Origin of the sequence: Rubellimicrobium rubrum (assembly GCF_006152115.1) — a bacterium.
Lineage (GTDB): Bacteria > Pseudomonadota > Alphaproteobacteria > Rhodobacterales > Rhodobacteraceae > Rubellimicrobium > Rubellimicrobium rubrum.
The window spans coordinates 1-14,436 of the sequence record NZ_VDFU01000050.1; the positions used below are offsets into that span (position 1 = coordinate 1).

The 14,436-nt window shown below is 66.5% G+C and carries 11 protein-coding genes and 1 pseudogene; 8 read left to right on the forward strand and 4 right to left on the reverse strand.

Annotation, left to right across the window (positions count from 1 at the left end):
- Window positions 1-472 precede the first annotated feature (472 nt).
- Together FHG66_RS20270 and FHG66_RS20275 are read left to right on the forward strand one after the other, a co-directional pair.
- The gene (locus FHG66_RS20270; RefSeq protein ID WP_139078968.1) at window positions 473-778 is read left to right on the forward strand and encodes a hypothetical protein; all 306 of its coding nucleotides are present in this window, start codon (window positions 473-475) and stop codon (window positions 776-778) included.
- 110 nt (window positions 779-888) lie between these two features.
- Entirely contained in the window at window positions 889-1,998 is a 1,110-nt protein-coding gene (locus tag FHG66_RS20275; protein WP_139078969.1) for a hypothetical protein, read from the forward strand.
- Window positions 1,999-2,621: 623 nt separating this feature from the next.
- Here the strand turns inward: FHG66_RS20275 and FHG66_RS20280 are convergent.
- Window positions 2,622-4,085 (reverse strand): J domain-containing protein, encoded by a 1,464-nt coding sequence (locus FHG66_RS20280; protein ID WP_139078970.1) that lies wholly within the window; start codon window positions 4,083-4,085, stop codon window positions 2,622-2,624.
- Window positions 4,086-4,475: 390 nt separating this feature from the next.
- Here FHG66_RS20280 and FHG66_RS21770 point away from each other — a divergent pair.
- Window positions 4,476-4,658 (forward strand): annotated as a pseudogene (locus FHG66_RS21770) (hypothetical protein); the annotation flags it as partial.
- A 247-nt stretch (window positions 4,659-4,905) separates the two neighbouring features.
- Complete coding sequence (locus FHG66_RS20285) at window positions 4,906-5,538, forward strand: hypothetical protein (RefSeq protein WP_139078971.1); 633 nt, start codon at window positions 4,906-4,908, stop codon at window positions 5,536-5,538.
- Window positions 5,539-5,973: 435 nt separating this feature from the next.
- Here FHG66_RS20285 and FHG66_RS20290 read toward each other — a convergent pair whose 3' ends face one another.
- Complete coding sequence (locus FHG66_RS20290; protein WP_139078972.1) at window positions 5,974-6,678, reverse strand: hypothetical protein; 705 nt, start codon at window positions 6,676-6,678, stop codon at window positions 5,974-5,976.
- 363 nt (window positions 6,679-7,041) lie between these two features.
- Between FHG66_RS20290 and FHG66_RS22720 the strand changes: the two genes are divergently transcribed.
- Together FHG66_RS22720 and FHG66_RS20295 are read left to right on the forward strand one after the other, a co-directional pair.
- A complete protein-coding gene (locus FHG66_RS22720) occupies window positions 7,042-7,167 on the forward strand; it encodes a hypothetical protein (protein ID WP_281282980.1) in 126 nt (41 codons plus the stop codon).
- A gap of 571 nt (window positions 7,168-7,738) precedes the next feature.
- Window positions 7,739-8,104, forward strand: coding sequence for a peptidoglycan-binding domain-containing protein (locus tag FHG66_RS20295; protein ID WP_139078973.1), 366 nt, complete (start codon window positions 7,739-7,741; stop codon window positions 8,102-8,104).
- A gap of 89 nt (window positions 8,105-8,193) precedes the next feature.
- Here the strand turns inward: FHG66_RS20295 and FHG66_RS20300 are convergent, their stop codons facing one another.
- Window positions 8,194-8,691, reverse strand: a complete 498-nt coding sequence (locus FHG66_RS20300; RefSeq protein ID WP_139078974.1) for a hypothetical protein — start codon at window positions 8,689-8,691, stop codon at window positions 8,194-8,196.
- Window positions 8,692-9,026: 335 nt separating this feature from the next.
- Here FHG66_RS20300 and FHG66_RS20305 point away from each other — a divergent pair, with 335 nt between their 5' ends.
- Together FHG66_RS20305 and FHG66_RS20310 are read left to right on the forward strand one after the other, a co-directional pair.
- Window positions 9,027-9,875: a M48 family metalloprotease gene (locus FHG66_RS20305; protein ID WP_139078975.1), complete on the forward strand. Its 849-nt coding sequence runs from the start codon at window positions 9,027-9,029 to the stop codon at window positions 9,873-9,875.
- 376 nt (window positions 9,876-10,251) lie between these two features.
- Window positions 10,252-11,391, forward strand: coding sequence for a hypothetical protein (locus tag FHG66_RS20310; RefSeq protein WP_139078976.1), 1,140 nt, complete (start codon window positions 10,252-10,254; stop codon window positions 11,389-11,391).
- Between the two features lie 35 nt (window positions 11,392-11,426).
- Here the strand turns inward: FHG66_RS20310 and FHG66_RS20315 are convergent, their stop codons facing one another.
- On the reverse strand, window positions 11,427-14,168 hold the full coding sequence (locus FHG66_RS20315; protein ID WP_139078977.1) for a hypothetical protein: 2,742 nt from the start codon (window positions 14,166-14,168) through the stop codon (window positions 11,427-11,429).
- Between the last annotated feature and the right edge of the window lie 268 nt (window positions 14,169-14,436).

A 14,436-nucleotide genomic window follows, 5' to 3' on the forward strand; every position in this document is an offset into this window, starting at 1 on the left:
CACCCCAGTCGTAGCGCCCAAGCCGGTCATGCACTAAGTCTGAACCCGGACCACCCGATTGGGGCAGGCCAGCTTATCGCGGCGCCACCCGGATCGAGATGATAGAAAGCCAGCTCCGCGTCCGCGAAAGCGTGGTGCGCGAGATCAGACGACGACAGAAGTGAGGCAGCACGGGCTGCGGGCAGAGCAGGGCGAAACCGGGGCCTGCAAGGGCTCGGCGGAGACGACCTCGTTTCCGCTGTTCTCAGAACGAGATCAGCTTGTTGCCCGCTTTTCGGGCTTGGCCGCATTTTAGCCGTGGAGCGGTACGACTACTATCCGCGCGATGCAGCAGTAGGGCCAAGCATCTCGTGGGACTCCAGCCGAACCTCGTCCGCTGGCCACGCTCGTGCGGGGCTCCTGTCCCGGTCCGTAGCCTGCACAACATCGCCCAGCGTCCAGCAGTTGGCAGAACAGAGGGAACGGCAATCTCATGACGATCAAACGGACGTGGCTGCTCGCGGCTTTGTCGACGACCCTGCTCGCGGGCTGCGGTGGCGACGCGCTCAAGGGCAAGTCTTACTCGAACTGCGGCTTCTACCAGAAACTTACCTTCGACGGCGAGGGACGGCTCCGGGCCGAGTTCCTTGCCCGCACGGTGGAGCTGCCCTACGAGATCCGCGACGACGGGACCATCGCCGTGAGAGGAGAAACGGCGACCGAGATCTGGAAGATCGTCGACGGCGAGAACCTCGACATCGATGGTATGTTCGACATCTGCAAGCCCGACCCGTCGTGACTCCCGTCCGCCGGCTCGCCTCCAAGCGCGATCTGTCTCCAGTTTGCAACGGGCCCGGGCTCGCGCCGCCGCGCATCCGGGCGTTCTCCTTTTCCTCGCAAGGTTCGCTCATGACCCACTCCTGCACCGCTCTCCTTTCCACCGTCCTGATCGCCGCGGCCACAGCGTCCCAGGCCCAAGACGTACTGGCCGATCTCCAGGGCTACTGGTCGGGGAGCTACGGCCCTCCGGCCAACGCGTCGTTCGACGTTATGCTTCTCGGCGCGGTCGGCGAGATCACTTTGGACGTCCCGGTCCCGGACGAGATTCTCAGCGCGAACTGCCGCTACATTCTCGCCGTCGAGCCCGGCACTGCCAGCGGCTCGATCGACGGCGACAGCGACGGCGGCTGCCCCGACGCGATGACCTTCGCTTTCCGGGACGACGGCGCCGACATGCTAGTTCTCGAATTCCTCGACGGCCCGCTCGCCCAGGGGCTCGAGGGGGTGGAGGAGATCGCCGTCCCCGTCGTCCTGCGGCCGCTGGCCGAGGCCGAGACGCCCTCCGGCTTCGTCGCGCCCGACATCCTCGGCGTGCGGCCCGGCATGACCGCGGCCGAGGCCGAGGCCATCCTGTCCGACAAGGGCTACGCGCTTCAGGAGCCCCAACTCCGCGAGGGCGAGGGCTTCACCGTGACCGACCTGAACTGGGTCAGGAACGAAGGACAGGAATGGGACACCGTGGGGCTCGGCTTCACGGCCCAGGTCGAAGGGGACGGCGCCGAGCCGCGCATCATGCGGGTCAGCCGGAGCTGGACCATGACCAGCGAGACCGGCGTGACCGTCAGCAGCCTCCGCGACAGCCTGACGACCAAGTATGGCACGCCCAACGGCATCCCCTCCAACGAGGACCAACCCATCTGGGTGTTCGATCGCGCCGGTAACCGGCCCGAGGTCCGGTTGTACGACCTTGACTGCGGCGAAGTGCCCGCCTTCTCGCTCCCCGGCGGCATGGTCGGCTCATGGAGCATGCAGGAGATCCCGGTCTCCTGCCTCGCCATCGTCGGCGCCGACATCCAGCCGAGTTTCGACGGCGACGGCCTGGCCGGGCGCCTCGATATGGATGTCCTCGACCTCGACCTCATGCTGGCCGACTTCTGGGCCACTTGGCGGCACGGGAACGTCCTTCGCATCGAGGCCGACAAGCAGCGCCTGGGCTCGGTCGTTACGCCGGAGCTCTAGGCCGGCCGCCATTCCGGAATTGCGTCCACAGTCCCCTCACAATCGCAGGGCTCCGGCGTTCCTAGGCCACCGGGGCCCCTGCCCTCCAGCGACGAGGGCGATCATGGACTACTGCACCGTCGTGTCCGACGACACCTTTACCTACGATGCCTGCGGCCATCCCGGAGACGAAGCCGCCAACGGGGCTTTCTTCATCGGATGCCGCCCCCGCCTCGCGAAATATCGGGACCACCTTCCTCTGGCTGAGGCCCAGCAAGGCGCGCCTCGATCCTCGGGGCTGCCCCCTTCTATGCGACGACTGCCTCGACCGCCTCCTCGCCGAGGGCTGGATTGAGGCCGCTTGCTCGAGGCACGATGGCCGCAGCCTGCTCAACCGCGACCTAGCTCAGCTGTTGGGCCATGATAACGTCTGCTCGGCCCCGGATGCCACCGTGCGCACGCCTGTGTCCACAGCTCGTGCTGCAGGCGCAGGAGGATGTAGTTTTAGGCCGCCAACCCATCTCTAAGTGAGCCGTTCGAGCCAAGGTGAAACCGGACTCCGACATCACTCCTTTTCGGGAAGCGCTGAAGCAGGTCGCGCCGCGTTCGATGAAGACGCGGCGTGACCTGGGCCAGAGATTACCTCAGTGCAGGACCTCCAGAACCATGGCACGCAGCGGATCGAAGGCGACGCCAGCCGCCACCGCGGCATAGGCCATCAGGACAAGCCGCCACGTCTTCGGGTCGGGAATCATGCGGCCGTAGATGGAAGGGTGGAACCCCATCCACCGCACGCGAAGGATTTCCCAGCGGTACCAGAACCAACTCAACGGGCGCGAGAGGATCGCCGGGACGAGAAGGAAGCCCAAGCCTGTAAGACCCTCCGGCGAAGGTCCTCTAGAGAGGCTGTCGCCGGCCTGCGTGCCGAGGAGGAAGCATGCGAACAGGATCATCGCCATAAGGGGCCAAAGACCCCGACGGATGCGGGGCCAGAGATCCTTGGCCGCCCGTGCCCGGGTGGCCTTCACGAACTCCTTGCCAAGATAGTTGGCAACGACCTCTTCCTTGTTGCGATAGTTGGTGGGCTTCCAGGCCCCCAAGGCATGCTCGATGACGAGTTGGCCAAGGCGCGACTGCGAGGCCTCCGCCCATTGGCCCTTCTCGAGAAGATCCAGGAATCGCTCACGAAAGACCGCATGTGCCCCGGCGGGCAGGACGGCCGGACTCGATGCGCCGCTTATGCTGACCACGCGGCCATCCGCATGCCGGATGATGCGGACAGGGCCTTCGACGGTCCAGTCCCCTGCCAGTTGGCTGCCTCGGACAAAGGACTTCTTCTTCTCGAACCGTGCGGACGGTTCGCTCGCAAGGCCGAAGGGACTCACGTTCAGGAACTCCTCGATCTCCGCCGGATTGACCGGAGTGGAGATCTCGTCGATGCTGGAATGCCAGGAGATATGGGTGGCCTTGCGGCTTTTCTTCGCTTCCCGTCCGCTGCCCTGGCAGGTCCGGCAGGCGCGGACCCCTTTGCCGCTGCAGGATGAGCACTGCCTAGTGCCGATGCCGTTGCAGCCCGAGCAGACATGATTGCCTCGACCATAGCAGGTGCTGCAGCCGGCGCCTCGTCCGCTGCAACTCCAGCAGGTGCCATTGCCGTGCCCCCCACACCCAGTGCAGGTGACACGTCCTGCCCGCCGGCAGGTCGTGCAGACGTCCATGCACTGCCCATGACAGCGTTCGCAGGTTTCTGACCACCTGGCCTCCGTGGTCCAGATCTTGTAGGGCAGCTTGGCGATCGCTCGCAGATCGTCGGCAATCGTTTCGAGATACTCGTCCTCGTGCAGGCGGGCGTGCCGCTTCTCTTGCCAAGCCTCACCTGAACCCGCATCGATCACCTGCTTCGTCTCATTCGCCGGACCCTCATATCCCGGGACGAAGATGTCGTTCATGGTCGTTACATCGCCATAGAAGCGGACCCGGTAGAAGACCCGGTGCTCTTCGGCGCGAAACATCTCCGCGATTTGCTGAGGTCCAAGTCCATAGAAATCCGCCTCCTCGCGGACCTCCTTGGGGATCGAAAGTTCGTCGATCGAGACTTGCGAGTTCAAGAACGGTCTCCAGGCCGGATGATGGCTGAGTTGGTGGCGAGCGTCGCCGGCAACTGCAATTGCCTAGCTGATGCCCTTCCTCCGTGACCAGGGTGTGGTGACGGCGGAGCCACAGGACGCTTCTGGGGCAGGTCGGGCCGCCAGGCTAAGGTGCAGGAGATGTCCGCGCCGCTTAGAACATCGTGCCCGTCAACACGTCGATCACGTCCTGGGCCATGAGCCGAAGAAGTGGCCTGTTGCGCCTGCGGAAGGTGCCGCCTTCGGGCGTGGCGTCGAAGGCGTCTGGTGCCGACCGCTGAAGGCCGCCCGTCCAGTACGCGACGAAACCATCGATCTAATCTTTCTCCGCTTCGGTGGACGCCTCCGATGCGTTCCTGACAGGAGCGAGTAAGGCGATCGACGATGAAGACGAAGCGGGAGTGCCCCGCCCGAGTTCAGGCGCGAGGCGGTGGCCTTGGCGAGCGGCACTCAGCCCGAACCACCAATCGCCAGTCCACCGCGCTTCAGATCCGCGCCGCCCTCCTGAACCGCTTCACAGCCCTCGGGACGCCCGAGACGCCTCGCGGTGGATGAAGCTCATCAGGGTTAGGGGCAGTTTGTTCTCGGGGCGGATTGCTCAACAGAGCCCTCTGCCTCCAGCGGAACCTCCGAAGCTGGAGGTCCGCCCACGCGTCTCCGTCAAGCCATAGTGCGCGGCTCATCTTGTCCGCTTCGTTTCGAGCAAGTTGACGATCCTAAGACGCCACCCCATCCAGCTTTCGAAGCGAGCGGTAGCCCGCCCGCCTCGAGTCCCGCCCTTCAGCCTAATCAAGGAAGTTCCGTGCTGCTCCGAGCCCTTGCCGTCCTCATCACTCTCGCCGGCCCTGCCCTGGCTGAACCTCTCCCCTTCGAGGGAACGTGGGACTGCGACGGCGGCCCCATGACCTTCAGCGCCCAGACCTACCAAGGCCAGCCGATCCAGAGCATCGAAGCCGGGGTTCCCGGGGACTACCTCGTCACCATGCAGGACGGCTACCGTTTCGCCCTCATGGATGTCACGGCCACGGGCCTCACCTGGTCCTCGCCCGAGTCCGGAGACATCATGGAATGCCGCCGCGCCTCAGGCGCAGTTGCTGCAGCGGGAGACCTTTCCGCCTGGAACGGCCGGCCGTCCTACGAACTGTTCGGGGATGCGAGCATGCAGGCCCCGCTCGTGGCTCTCATGGGCCAGGACGCGTATGAGGACGCAAAGTGGACCTTCTCCGTGGCCCCGGAAATGCGGCAATACGGCGACTGGGTGTCGGGAACAGGCTGCCGGGCGCACATGTGCAATCAGGAATACGGCGCCGTGGCTCTCAACCTCCGCGACGGCCGCATCCTTGTGGCGATGAAGCTCGACGGGGAGGCGATGCGCACCTGGGGCGAGGCCCGGGGCGATTTGCCCCCGCCGATTGTCGATACGATGATGAAATGAGAGCGTGGCCGCTGGCGGCCGGCCCGAACGGTCGCCAGCGGCCTGCCCCGGCCTAGGGCGCCTCTCGCCATCCGTTGTGCGGTAAGCACCGGCGCGCGCCCTCAAGTCCCAGGTGATGCCCACCCCGACCCCTGCCGCATCCCAGACGTTTGCGGAAGCTGCGTCGCCCTGGGCCCGTGGTGACCCGCCTCATCGCGGGCCCAGAGCCCTCCCGCCCTTCTGGACAGGCCGAGTGCCAACGCCGCTTAGGCCGCCGCGAGCCGATGGAAAGTCGTGACACGGAACGGGGACCGTGGCTCCTGTGATGGGGACCTGACGGAGGAAGCCGACGGTCTGCGGACCATCCGATCAGCGACCGATAGCGGACTTATTCAGCTCTGGCGACCGAAGTCCACCGGCACGGCGCGATGAGCCATGCAGTCTGCCTGCATCCCATCAGGACGACAGCTTGGCGTCACATCCGACCAGGCGGGGGGTCGCGGCCAAGAGCGCGTCAAGCGAGGCCTGGGGGTCTGCGGGGATCGCCTCTGTCACGTCGAGGCAGAGGGTAATCTCGCGCATGCGGTCCACCATGGCCTCGAAACGGTGCTGGAGGACGTCGAGGGGCTCGGGCGGGAAGTAGTACCTAGCCGTGAGCAGTATGGCGCGGTCCAGGGAATAGGTCGCACGCAGCGAGCAGAGGTTGAACAACTCCTCCGAGTAGGTCTGATCGATGTAGCAGGCCACCTCAAAGTCGGGCTCGGGCACATCGGGCCGGTAAAGGAACATGCTGTGGACGTTGCTACCGGGCAATGTGGTGGACAGCAGACCTTCGGCCCGGAACTGCTCCGGCACACCGCCCGCGTTGCTCATTCGGCTGACCGCACCCTGGGGGCCCAGACCCTGTGCCGGGGGCATCATGGGCCGTTCGACATGCAGGATCATCCCGTCGAGCACGGGGTCATCCCTGACGATCCGAGAAAGCCAATCCATCTCGGTGAGCGGCAAGAAGTCGATCGCACCCGCGTATCGCTCGGGGAGGTCGGGGGCGAGGAACAGGCGCGAGGCGATCCGGACCGTGCCTGGTGCCAGTTCGTCGGCAAACCCAGCGGCGGGAAGGCTCAGGGCAGCAAGGGTTGCGAGAAGCAAGGAAGGCTTCATGATGGGCTCCGGATCAGAATACCGCCCGATGGAGCAGACCTGTGGCAGCACGATGACGCCGAGATTATCGAATCTATCGAGACGCATAGATGCACCGCTGGACAACAACTTGGGTGGGTTCTTAACCTGAGCCCGGAGCGCAAAGGGGACTGTGGCAGGCTCCACACGGTCGGCGCCACGGTGATCTCAGGGCTTTGATCCGCGCACCCTCCCCGCATATATCACCTTGATGTCTTGATCCCTCTCCGACCTTCCGATGCATCCCGCGCCTGCCATTCCGGCGGGCCGGCATTGCATGGAGGCTAGACAGACATGACGTAGGACAAGACCCCCCACCGCCGCCGCAACGACCGCATCGCCCACGTGATCCGCGTGGCGGAGCAGGTCCTCGCCGAGGCCTATCGCGGCGCTACCCGGATGGAGATGATTGAAAGCCAGCTCCGCGTCCGCGAAAGCGTGGTGCGCGAGATCAGACGACGACAGAAGTGAGGCGAGCGGGAGAGCGCCCGGATCGGACCCGAGGCGGTGGTCGCCACCCCTCTTCGGATCAGAGGACCTCGCGCACCGGGCGATCCGGCGCTCTCCCTGGCCCGAGGTGCTGGCCGAGTAGAAGGGCGTCGAGGCTCACCGGACTGGAACTCTGGCTCTTGGAACAGGCGGCCGAGAGGGTCGACGCTTGGGCACGCGTGGAGTCTGGCGTCCGAAAGCGCCGCCGTCGCCCTGGCGCCCGAACCGGAGGGTCCGGGCTGTGAGGCCGGGGCACGAGACCGAGCCGCCACCCGCATCGCCTTCGACACCGAGCGGGACACGATCTGGCAGTTCCTCCAGGCGGACGAGCCCGCCGAGCACTTGCAGGCCCCCATCCCCTCCGTGGAACCCGTCTAGGACCCCGCCGAGATCGTCGAGGGACAGCAACAATCGCCCCGAAAGACGCCGGATGGTTCACAGCATAGATTCACGGCCGGTCCGATCCGTCCATACTTCAGGCGCAAAGCCCGGTCATGCGACGAAGCGGACCGCACGGGACGCTTCTCCGACGCTTTCCTTCACGAGGTGACACATGACACGATTGATGCAGAGGACCGCAATTGCCTTGGGCTTGGCGACCCTTGGCGGCGCGGCGATGGCCGGCGGGCCCCTCGAGGACGCCTTCGCGGCGCGAAGCCCGGAGTTGCGCATGGCTGTCCAGCAGCAGGCTCAGGCCGAGGGCTTCTATGAAGGAACGATCGACGGCGTCTGGGGGCCTGGAACCAACCGGGCCCTGATGACCGTGGTGGACACACTCATGTATACCGCCGGCGCGGCGGCTCCGAACCTGGGGGACCCCGACTGGGCCGAGGTCTTCCTCGACGAGCTGGCCTCGGGTGGCTATGCGGACGAGCTCGCAGATGCCCGGAGCCTGCCCCCGGGATCGGGGATGGACTGACGCAGCGCTCGCAAACAGGCCTCCGCAAAGGGACAGGACCGCGGTCGCCATTGGCTTTCGGTGGGTTTGGGCGGAAGGAGCGACGTTCGTTAGGTCCTCCGCCCGGCCAAGCAGGCGCAGGCGAGCCGCAGGACATCACCGGCGGCCCGATGGGGGACAGCGTGCCGCTCGAAAAGGCCCCAAGCGCGGGCCGGCGCCGCGCTATCCGGGAGCGTCATGGCGAGGAACGAGTCAAAGTCTCGAAGCCGCATGGAGGGCAAGGAAGAGCGGGTCCGCAGCAGGCGCAGGAGCCAGCGGCGCTCGAAGGTGGGCGCGTCCGAGACAACGATGCTATCGTTGAGGACTGCGAAACAGGCGTTGAGCCCGGCGGGGTCTATGCCTTCGGCTTCGACCAAGTCGCGGGACAGGCCGTGGATCGCCTCGCTTTGGCACGACCACAGGCTGGGATCCAAGTTGGGGTGGGGCCGGATGAGGCGGGACTCGGCATCAGCCCCGTTTCCGACGATCCGCGCGATGCCGATCTCGATGGGCCAGCCCTCGTGACGGATGGAGTAGGTCTTGAAGTCGAGGAGGTCGGCATGGCCCATGGTGCGTGCTCTCCGAAAGGGTCACCAAAGGGGGGCGCCCTGGAGCGTCTCGTACAAGGTTGGGCCCCCCAGTCGGGGACGTGCTAGGCGAGACAGGTGCCCGACAGGGCAGGGGTACCGAAAACGTCTGAAGGGCAGGATTGCGGGATGAGAGGTACTGTTTAAGGCGCGGAAGGGCTGGTGGCCACGCTAACACGGGCGGGTTCTGGCCAACATCCCGGGGAGTGTCGGGCAACGAGACGCTGGCGCAGCAACAGTCCGTTTCTTGAACTCCCCTGTCGTCCTGCAAGGGCACCTGACATCCTCACGAAGCCGTGACCCAGTTAGGAATCGTTATGCCCTACCGTCCGTTCGTCCCTTGCGCCTCTCTTGCCGTCCTGACCGTGCTCGGCGCTTGTGGAACTACCTACGATGTTCCCCCGGCGAGCGAGGCCAACCTCATCCAGGCGCGCGCCATGTTCGCCGAGGAGCAGGACCCTGCGACCGCGCAGCGGGGGGAGCGCCTCGCGCCCGCAATGGCGATGGTTCAGTATCAGCGAGTCGTGGCCAAGGTGGAGCCAGTAGCCGAACAGTTCTGCCGGTCCCAGACGGCGGAGATTCCGGGCTTCAACTGCGACGTGACCATCTCGGTCGACGCCAAGACGGCGGAACGGAATGCCTACCAGCATTACGGGTCCAGGGGCGAACCGCAGGTGGCCATTACGCTGCCTTTCATCGCCGACGCCCGCAACCCGGACGAGCTGGCCTTTGTGCTGGGCCACGAGTTCGGCCACCATATCGCCCAGCACATTGAGAAGCAGCAGCAGCAGGCAGTGGCCGGCGCGCTGATCCTGGGGGCGCTCACCGCCTATGGCCAGGCCCAGGCCACGGCGGCCAACCCCTACCGCTACACGGGCGGCGACAGCCGTGAGATGCAGAACATGATGAACGCGGGGGCGGCGGTCGGGCAGATGGCCTTCAGCCAGACCTACGAGCTCGAGTCCGACGTGATCGCGACCTACATCACACGCGCAGCAGGCTTCGACCCGGTGCTGGGCGCCCGCTTCTTCGCAAAGCCCGAGGAGCCCCGGACGCCCGGCGGCGCGCTGTCCTTCTGGGGCACGCATCCGGCCGACGAGACGCGCTTGGCCACAGTGCTCGAGACAGTGGGACGGCTCGATGCGCAAGGGGCGGCGGCGGAGTGAGGCGGAGGCTCACTGCGCGCTCTCGTGACGGATCAGGCCAAGTCGTCCCATGTCGCGGGCAGTGTCTTTGCGGCGCATGTAACGTTCCGGATGCCGCCTCACTTTTGTCACCGTCCACTGGGTAGGATGCGCGACATCGCCGATCGTCGGCAGTGGGGCGAAGTTCGGCTCAACCGCCCCTTGATCGCCATCAGCCCGAGGAACGGCCCCGACCCCCATGCGAGTCTGAGACCCTTCCCCTCCACGAAACTGGCGCGCCCAAGCGGGCCGCCTGCGTCACGGGCGCAGGCGGTCGGCGTCCCTTTTCAAGGACGGGGCTCCGGGCCTGCGCCCCGGCGCCGCGAGAATCCTCATCTTCTGACCGAAAGGACACCTCTTGCCCGAAACCCCGTTCAGCGTGCCTTTCGGCAACGCGACACTGACACTCGCCGCCTGCCCCGAGTCGTCGAACTCGCAGCAGGTCTTCGTCGAACGGATCCAAGATGGCGTGGAGGCCACCGACGGACTGATCCGAGTCGAGCGCGCTACCGGCGAGATGCAGTTCTCCCAGGGGTTCGACGCCCTCCTCGCGACGCATTTCGGCCCGCTCCCGGCGGGTGCGGGCGCGAACGCCTCGCTCTTGGCCACAGGGGCCGGGCACCTCGCCCTCGGGGTGCTGGGCTTCCTTGGGCAGGTCCTGGGCCTTGTGGGACGGGTGCTGCTCTTGGCGCTGATCTCGCCAGCGGCGGCCCTGGGCGGGCTCGTGGGCATCGCGGTGATGGTCGTGCTGTTCGGCACGATCGCCATGTACGTCGTCCCGGCGGTGGTTGTCGTCATGCTGCTGCTGATGCTGTGGCGCGAGGTCGCCGGCCGGAGGAACCTAGAGGATGCGCAGGCCGCCATGGCTGTTCTGTCGGAGGAGGTGGCTCTCCACGTCGTGCATCTGATGTACACCGAGCGGGAGTCAGCCGAGGAGTTGGTCCTGGAGCTGCTCCGGGACCCTGCGCCCAGGACGCCGGACCGGGTCGTTCCGGTGTCGGGGGGACTCAACTGCCGTTTCGAGCCCGGAAACCTGTTCGTCCATCTCCGCCCCATCTCGGCCTTCCTGCCCGAGACGGCGCCAGCGCAGGTTCGCCGCCGGCACGAGGCGCGGCTGCGCGATCTTCTGGCTTGCGGAAACGTTCGAGTCGTGGCTCCGGCGCGGCCTGAGGACAGCAACATCGCACGGGCCACGATCTTGGCGGGCGGTCGCGACCTAGGGATCGAGCTCATCCGCGAGGGCTTGGCGCTGCCCAGCTATCCGGGGGCCGAGGACGTCTACCTCACCACTGACCCCGGCGCGCTGCGGGCGCTGAAGGCTAAGCCGGACGAGCGGCTGCGCCAAGCGGCTGCCGCGATGCTGGAGGCTATGGGGCAGCAGAGCGGGATGTGGGACCCGCAGCATCGACGCTTCACGCATTCGGACCAGACGATGGCCGTCATGGCGGGCCTGCACGGGGCGGGCCTGTTGGGGAACCGGGACACCGCGGCGGAGTAATGGCAGTCGGGCGGGGGCTGTCCCCCGCCCGAGGCTCAGGAGGGCGGCGTGTCCGCTCCTAAGTCGCGCTCAAGCTGGACCACGCGCCGGATCGTCTGCCCGAGCTGGTGCTCCCTCGGCTGCCTGACGTAGATCGGACCGAGGCCGTCTAGGGCCTGGCGTGCGAAGGCGCAGTTCCAGCGCGCTTCCTCGAGCCGCCCCGACCGGAAGAGAGCGGTTGCATAGGCCGCGTAGATCACCGCCACGTCGTCGCGGTTTGCGCGTTGAACCCAGCCCTCCACCAAGGCCTCGAATCGCCGGCAAAGGGCGATGACCTCTACCCAGTCCCCCCGCTCGTGACAGGCATCCACGAGTGTGGCGACGAGCCGGCCCGCCCGTCGGCTGTCCGGCACCGACTCGGCCAGCTCGCCCTCGAACTCCACGCGGACCATCCCTTCGCGGATGCCGGGACCTTTGGCCTCGTTCGCCTCCGAGAGAATTGCGAGCGCCCGGACGGACAGGTCGTCGAGCGCGGTGCCGAGTTGGTAGGACAGCTCAAGTGCGAGCTTGAGGTACCCGCGTCCAATCTCACGGTAATCTTCCAAGGCGCAGAGCCGCCGGCCCGTCTGGGCCAGGAGCCCCGCAAAGGCGCGCAGGGTGTCAATCAGGTTGTCCTTGTCCCAGAGCAGCCCCTGGAGGGCGAGCCAGTTGCCCCGTGCGGCCGATCGAGCGGCCTCCATGGCTTGGGCTATCCGCTGCACCTCCTCTAGGAGGGTGGGCAAGCGGGACAGCTGCTGGCCCTGGATGATGGCTTGAATCGACGACCGCGCGCCCGGGGTCAGGACGTCGAGATCCGCCAGCGCCCGGGCTCTCGCGGGGTCCTCATTCCTTGCGGCGGCAAGGAACAGAGCGGCGCTGCGCTGCTCCAACTGGAGCCACAAGTAGCGCTCGATGAGCCCTGTAAGTCCCCGGACCTGCTGGTTCATGACGCTTCGGGCAACTGGGCGCGCATCGGCGGCGCCGGCGATGACCGAGTCCGCCATCATCGCAATCGGCTCCATCAGGTCGCCCGGACGGCGCTGCGACCGGCTATTTATGATCTTCACCAGCCCTTCGGCTTGCTCGCAGGCCTCGTCGTGATCGCCCAGGCGCCGGAACTGCTCCCAGAGAGCCACGTGCTCGAAAGCAGCGAGGTCGCGGTCCCGCTCGGCGTCGCCCGGAGCCTTGCGGAACTCCCTCCGGATCTCGTCCAGAAGGTCGCGGACGGTCCCGAAGTCGCCTGTCCGGAAGTGGCGCTCGTAGACCTCCCGAAGCAACGGAACGCTGGACGGATCGGTCCAGTCCAGCACCTTGAGGAGGACGAGGACGGGTCTGAAAGTGTCCTGACCGACGGAGCCTTCCGTCCGGATGGAGCGGAGCGTGGAGGCGAGGTAGTCCCGCACGGCCAGCCGCAAGTCCCGCTCCGTGTCGCGGAAGAGCACCTGGAGCGAGGCCCAAAGTGGTTGGTCCAGGTCGATGTGGCCGTTCTCCGACCGGACATATGGCTTGGACGCTAGGCGGTCCCAGTCGAGCGCCGCGCCGCGCCCGAAGACATGCTCGGCGGCCTTGCAGTATTCGTCCCTGTTGGGCTCGTTCAGGAAGGTCGCGAGCGCGAGCCGCCGGACGTCCTCGGGGGTTTCTCCGGCGAGCACCTGCCGCGCATAGTTGCGGCGCACGTCGTCCGTGGGGTCTAGGCCGGGCCGGGGGCCGGAATCGAAGTCCCGATAGCCGTACTCCTCCGCGAAAAGGCGCGCAAAGAGTGGCTCGCCATGAGCATGGACCGCCTCAATGGCATTGAACGGGTCTAGGCCCCAGGCGTCCAAGAAGGCGCGGATATCTTCCTCGCCGAACCGTGGCAGCTCCTGCCAGTCGACGGCGACTTGGCGCAAATGCGGCAGCGCGACGGGCTGCTGGCTGAGCAGTACGGCGTCGAGGCCGGGGGTGTTGGCGATCAGCGCCTCGATCCAGCTGTGGTCGGGAAGGTTCACCACCCTCCGCGCCCTGGCCAGCTCGGCGTCGTCGAGGACGAGCACGAGGAGGTCGGGCGAGCGCTTCTCCGCGTGCGAGCGCGCCAGGTCGAAGGCGAGTAGATGTGGCAGGACGGAGCGCAGTTCGTCGTTGCCGAGGGTTTCCAGATAGCGGAGCTGGTCCCGAATGGCCTTGTGTTGGAACCAAGCGTCGAGCTTGCGCCACCCCTTGCGGGCGGTCGCGTCGAAGAGCTTAAGGCTAGGAACCAGGCTCAGCCCGACGTCGAGAGAGGTCCCCAGGAGATCCTTGCCGATGTCGGACATCCACGACAGGATCTCGTCCGAAACCTGCCCTTCGGCGTGCATGTCCTTAGCGGGGGTCCGGGTGAAGAGGTTGCCGTGGCGCTGGCGGATGTCGGCATCGGGATGGGCGATCTGAAACCAGCGGATGAAGGCCCAGTCGAAGGCAGGGAAGCGGATCCGGCTGCGATGGGCGAGTTGGGCGCGGATGCTCAGGACGCTGTCCAGATCCCCGCACTCCGCTAGGCTCAGGGACGCGTATGCGACCGACTGGCCGTCTTGGAGGCGCGCCTGGAGATCCTTCTCGAGGAGCTGGCGCAGGGTGGATTTCCCCCGTCCCGTGATCCCGTGCCAGCCGATCGCCCGGATCGCCGAACGCCCGGCTTCGCGGCGCTGCGCAAGGAAGGTCTGGAAGCGGCCTAGCTCGGCGGCGCGCGACAGGCTGCGCCGCTCCATGCGATCGATGTCGAGATGGGCCATGAGGTTTAGCACGAGCGGATCCTTCGCAAAGGTAGGGTAGTGAACGGGGACCGCCGCGGGATGTCCGCGCTGGTCTGGTCGGGGCGTGCAATGGCGCAGGGCTAGGGCAAAAATATGGAAGCGCGGGAGTGGCCAGGAAGAGGCGCCGCCGAGCGCACTCCGCCGGCCTGCATGGCGAGGTGGCGCGCCACTCACGATGATCCGCGGCGCTGGTCTGCCCCCTGAAAAGTGGTCCTCCCTGAAGTAGGCTTTCGGGCCTGAGGAGGACGAAGGAATGCCC

What these genes read in the sequence shown, in the direction of transcription:
- FHG66_RS20295 (WP_139078973.1), top strand. Translation starts at nt 7,739, where the DNA reads ATGACACGATTGATGCAGAGGACCGCAATTGCCTTGGGCTTGGCGACC.
- FHG66_RS20270 (WP_139078968.1), top strand. Translation starts at nt 473, where the DNA reads ATGACGATCAAACGGACGTGGCTGCTCGCGGCTTTGTCGACGACCCTG.
- FHG66_RS20290 (WP_139078972.1), bottom strand. Translation starts at nt 6,678, where the DNA reads ATGAAGCCTTCCTTGCTTCTCGCAACCCTTGCTGCCCTGAGCCTTCCC.
- FHG66_RS20275 (WP_139078969.1), top strand. Translation starts at nt 889, where the DNA reads ATGACCCACTCCTGCACCGCTCTCCTTTCCACCGTCCTGATCGCCGCG.
- FHG66_RS20305 (WP_139078975.1), top strand. Translation starts at nt 9,027, where the DNA reads ATGCCCTACCGTCCGTTCGTCCCTTGCGCCTCTCTTGCCGTCCTGACC.
- FHG66_RS20300 (WP_139078974.1), bottom strand. Translation starts at nt 8,691, where the DNA reads ATGGGCCATGCCGACCTCCTCGACTTCAAGACCTACTCCATCCGTCAC.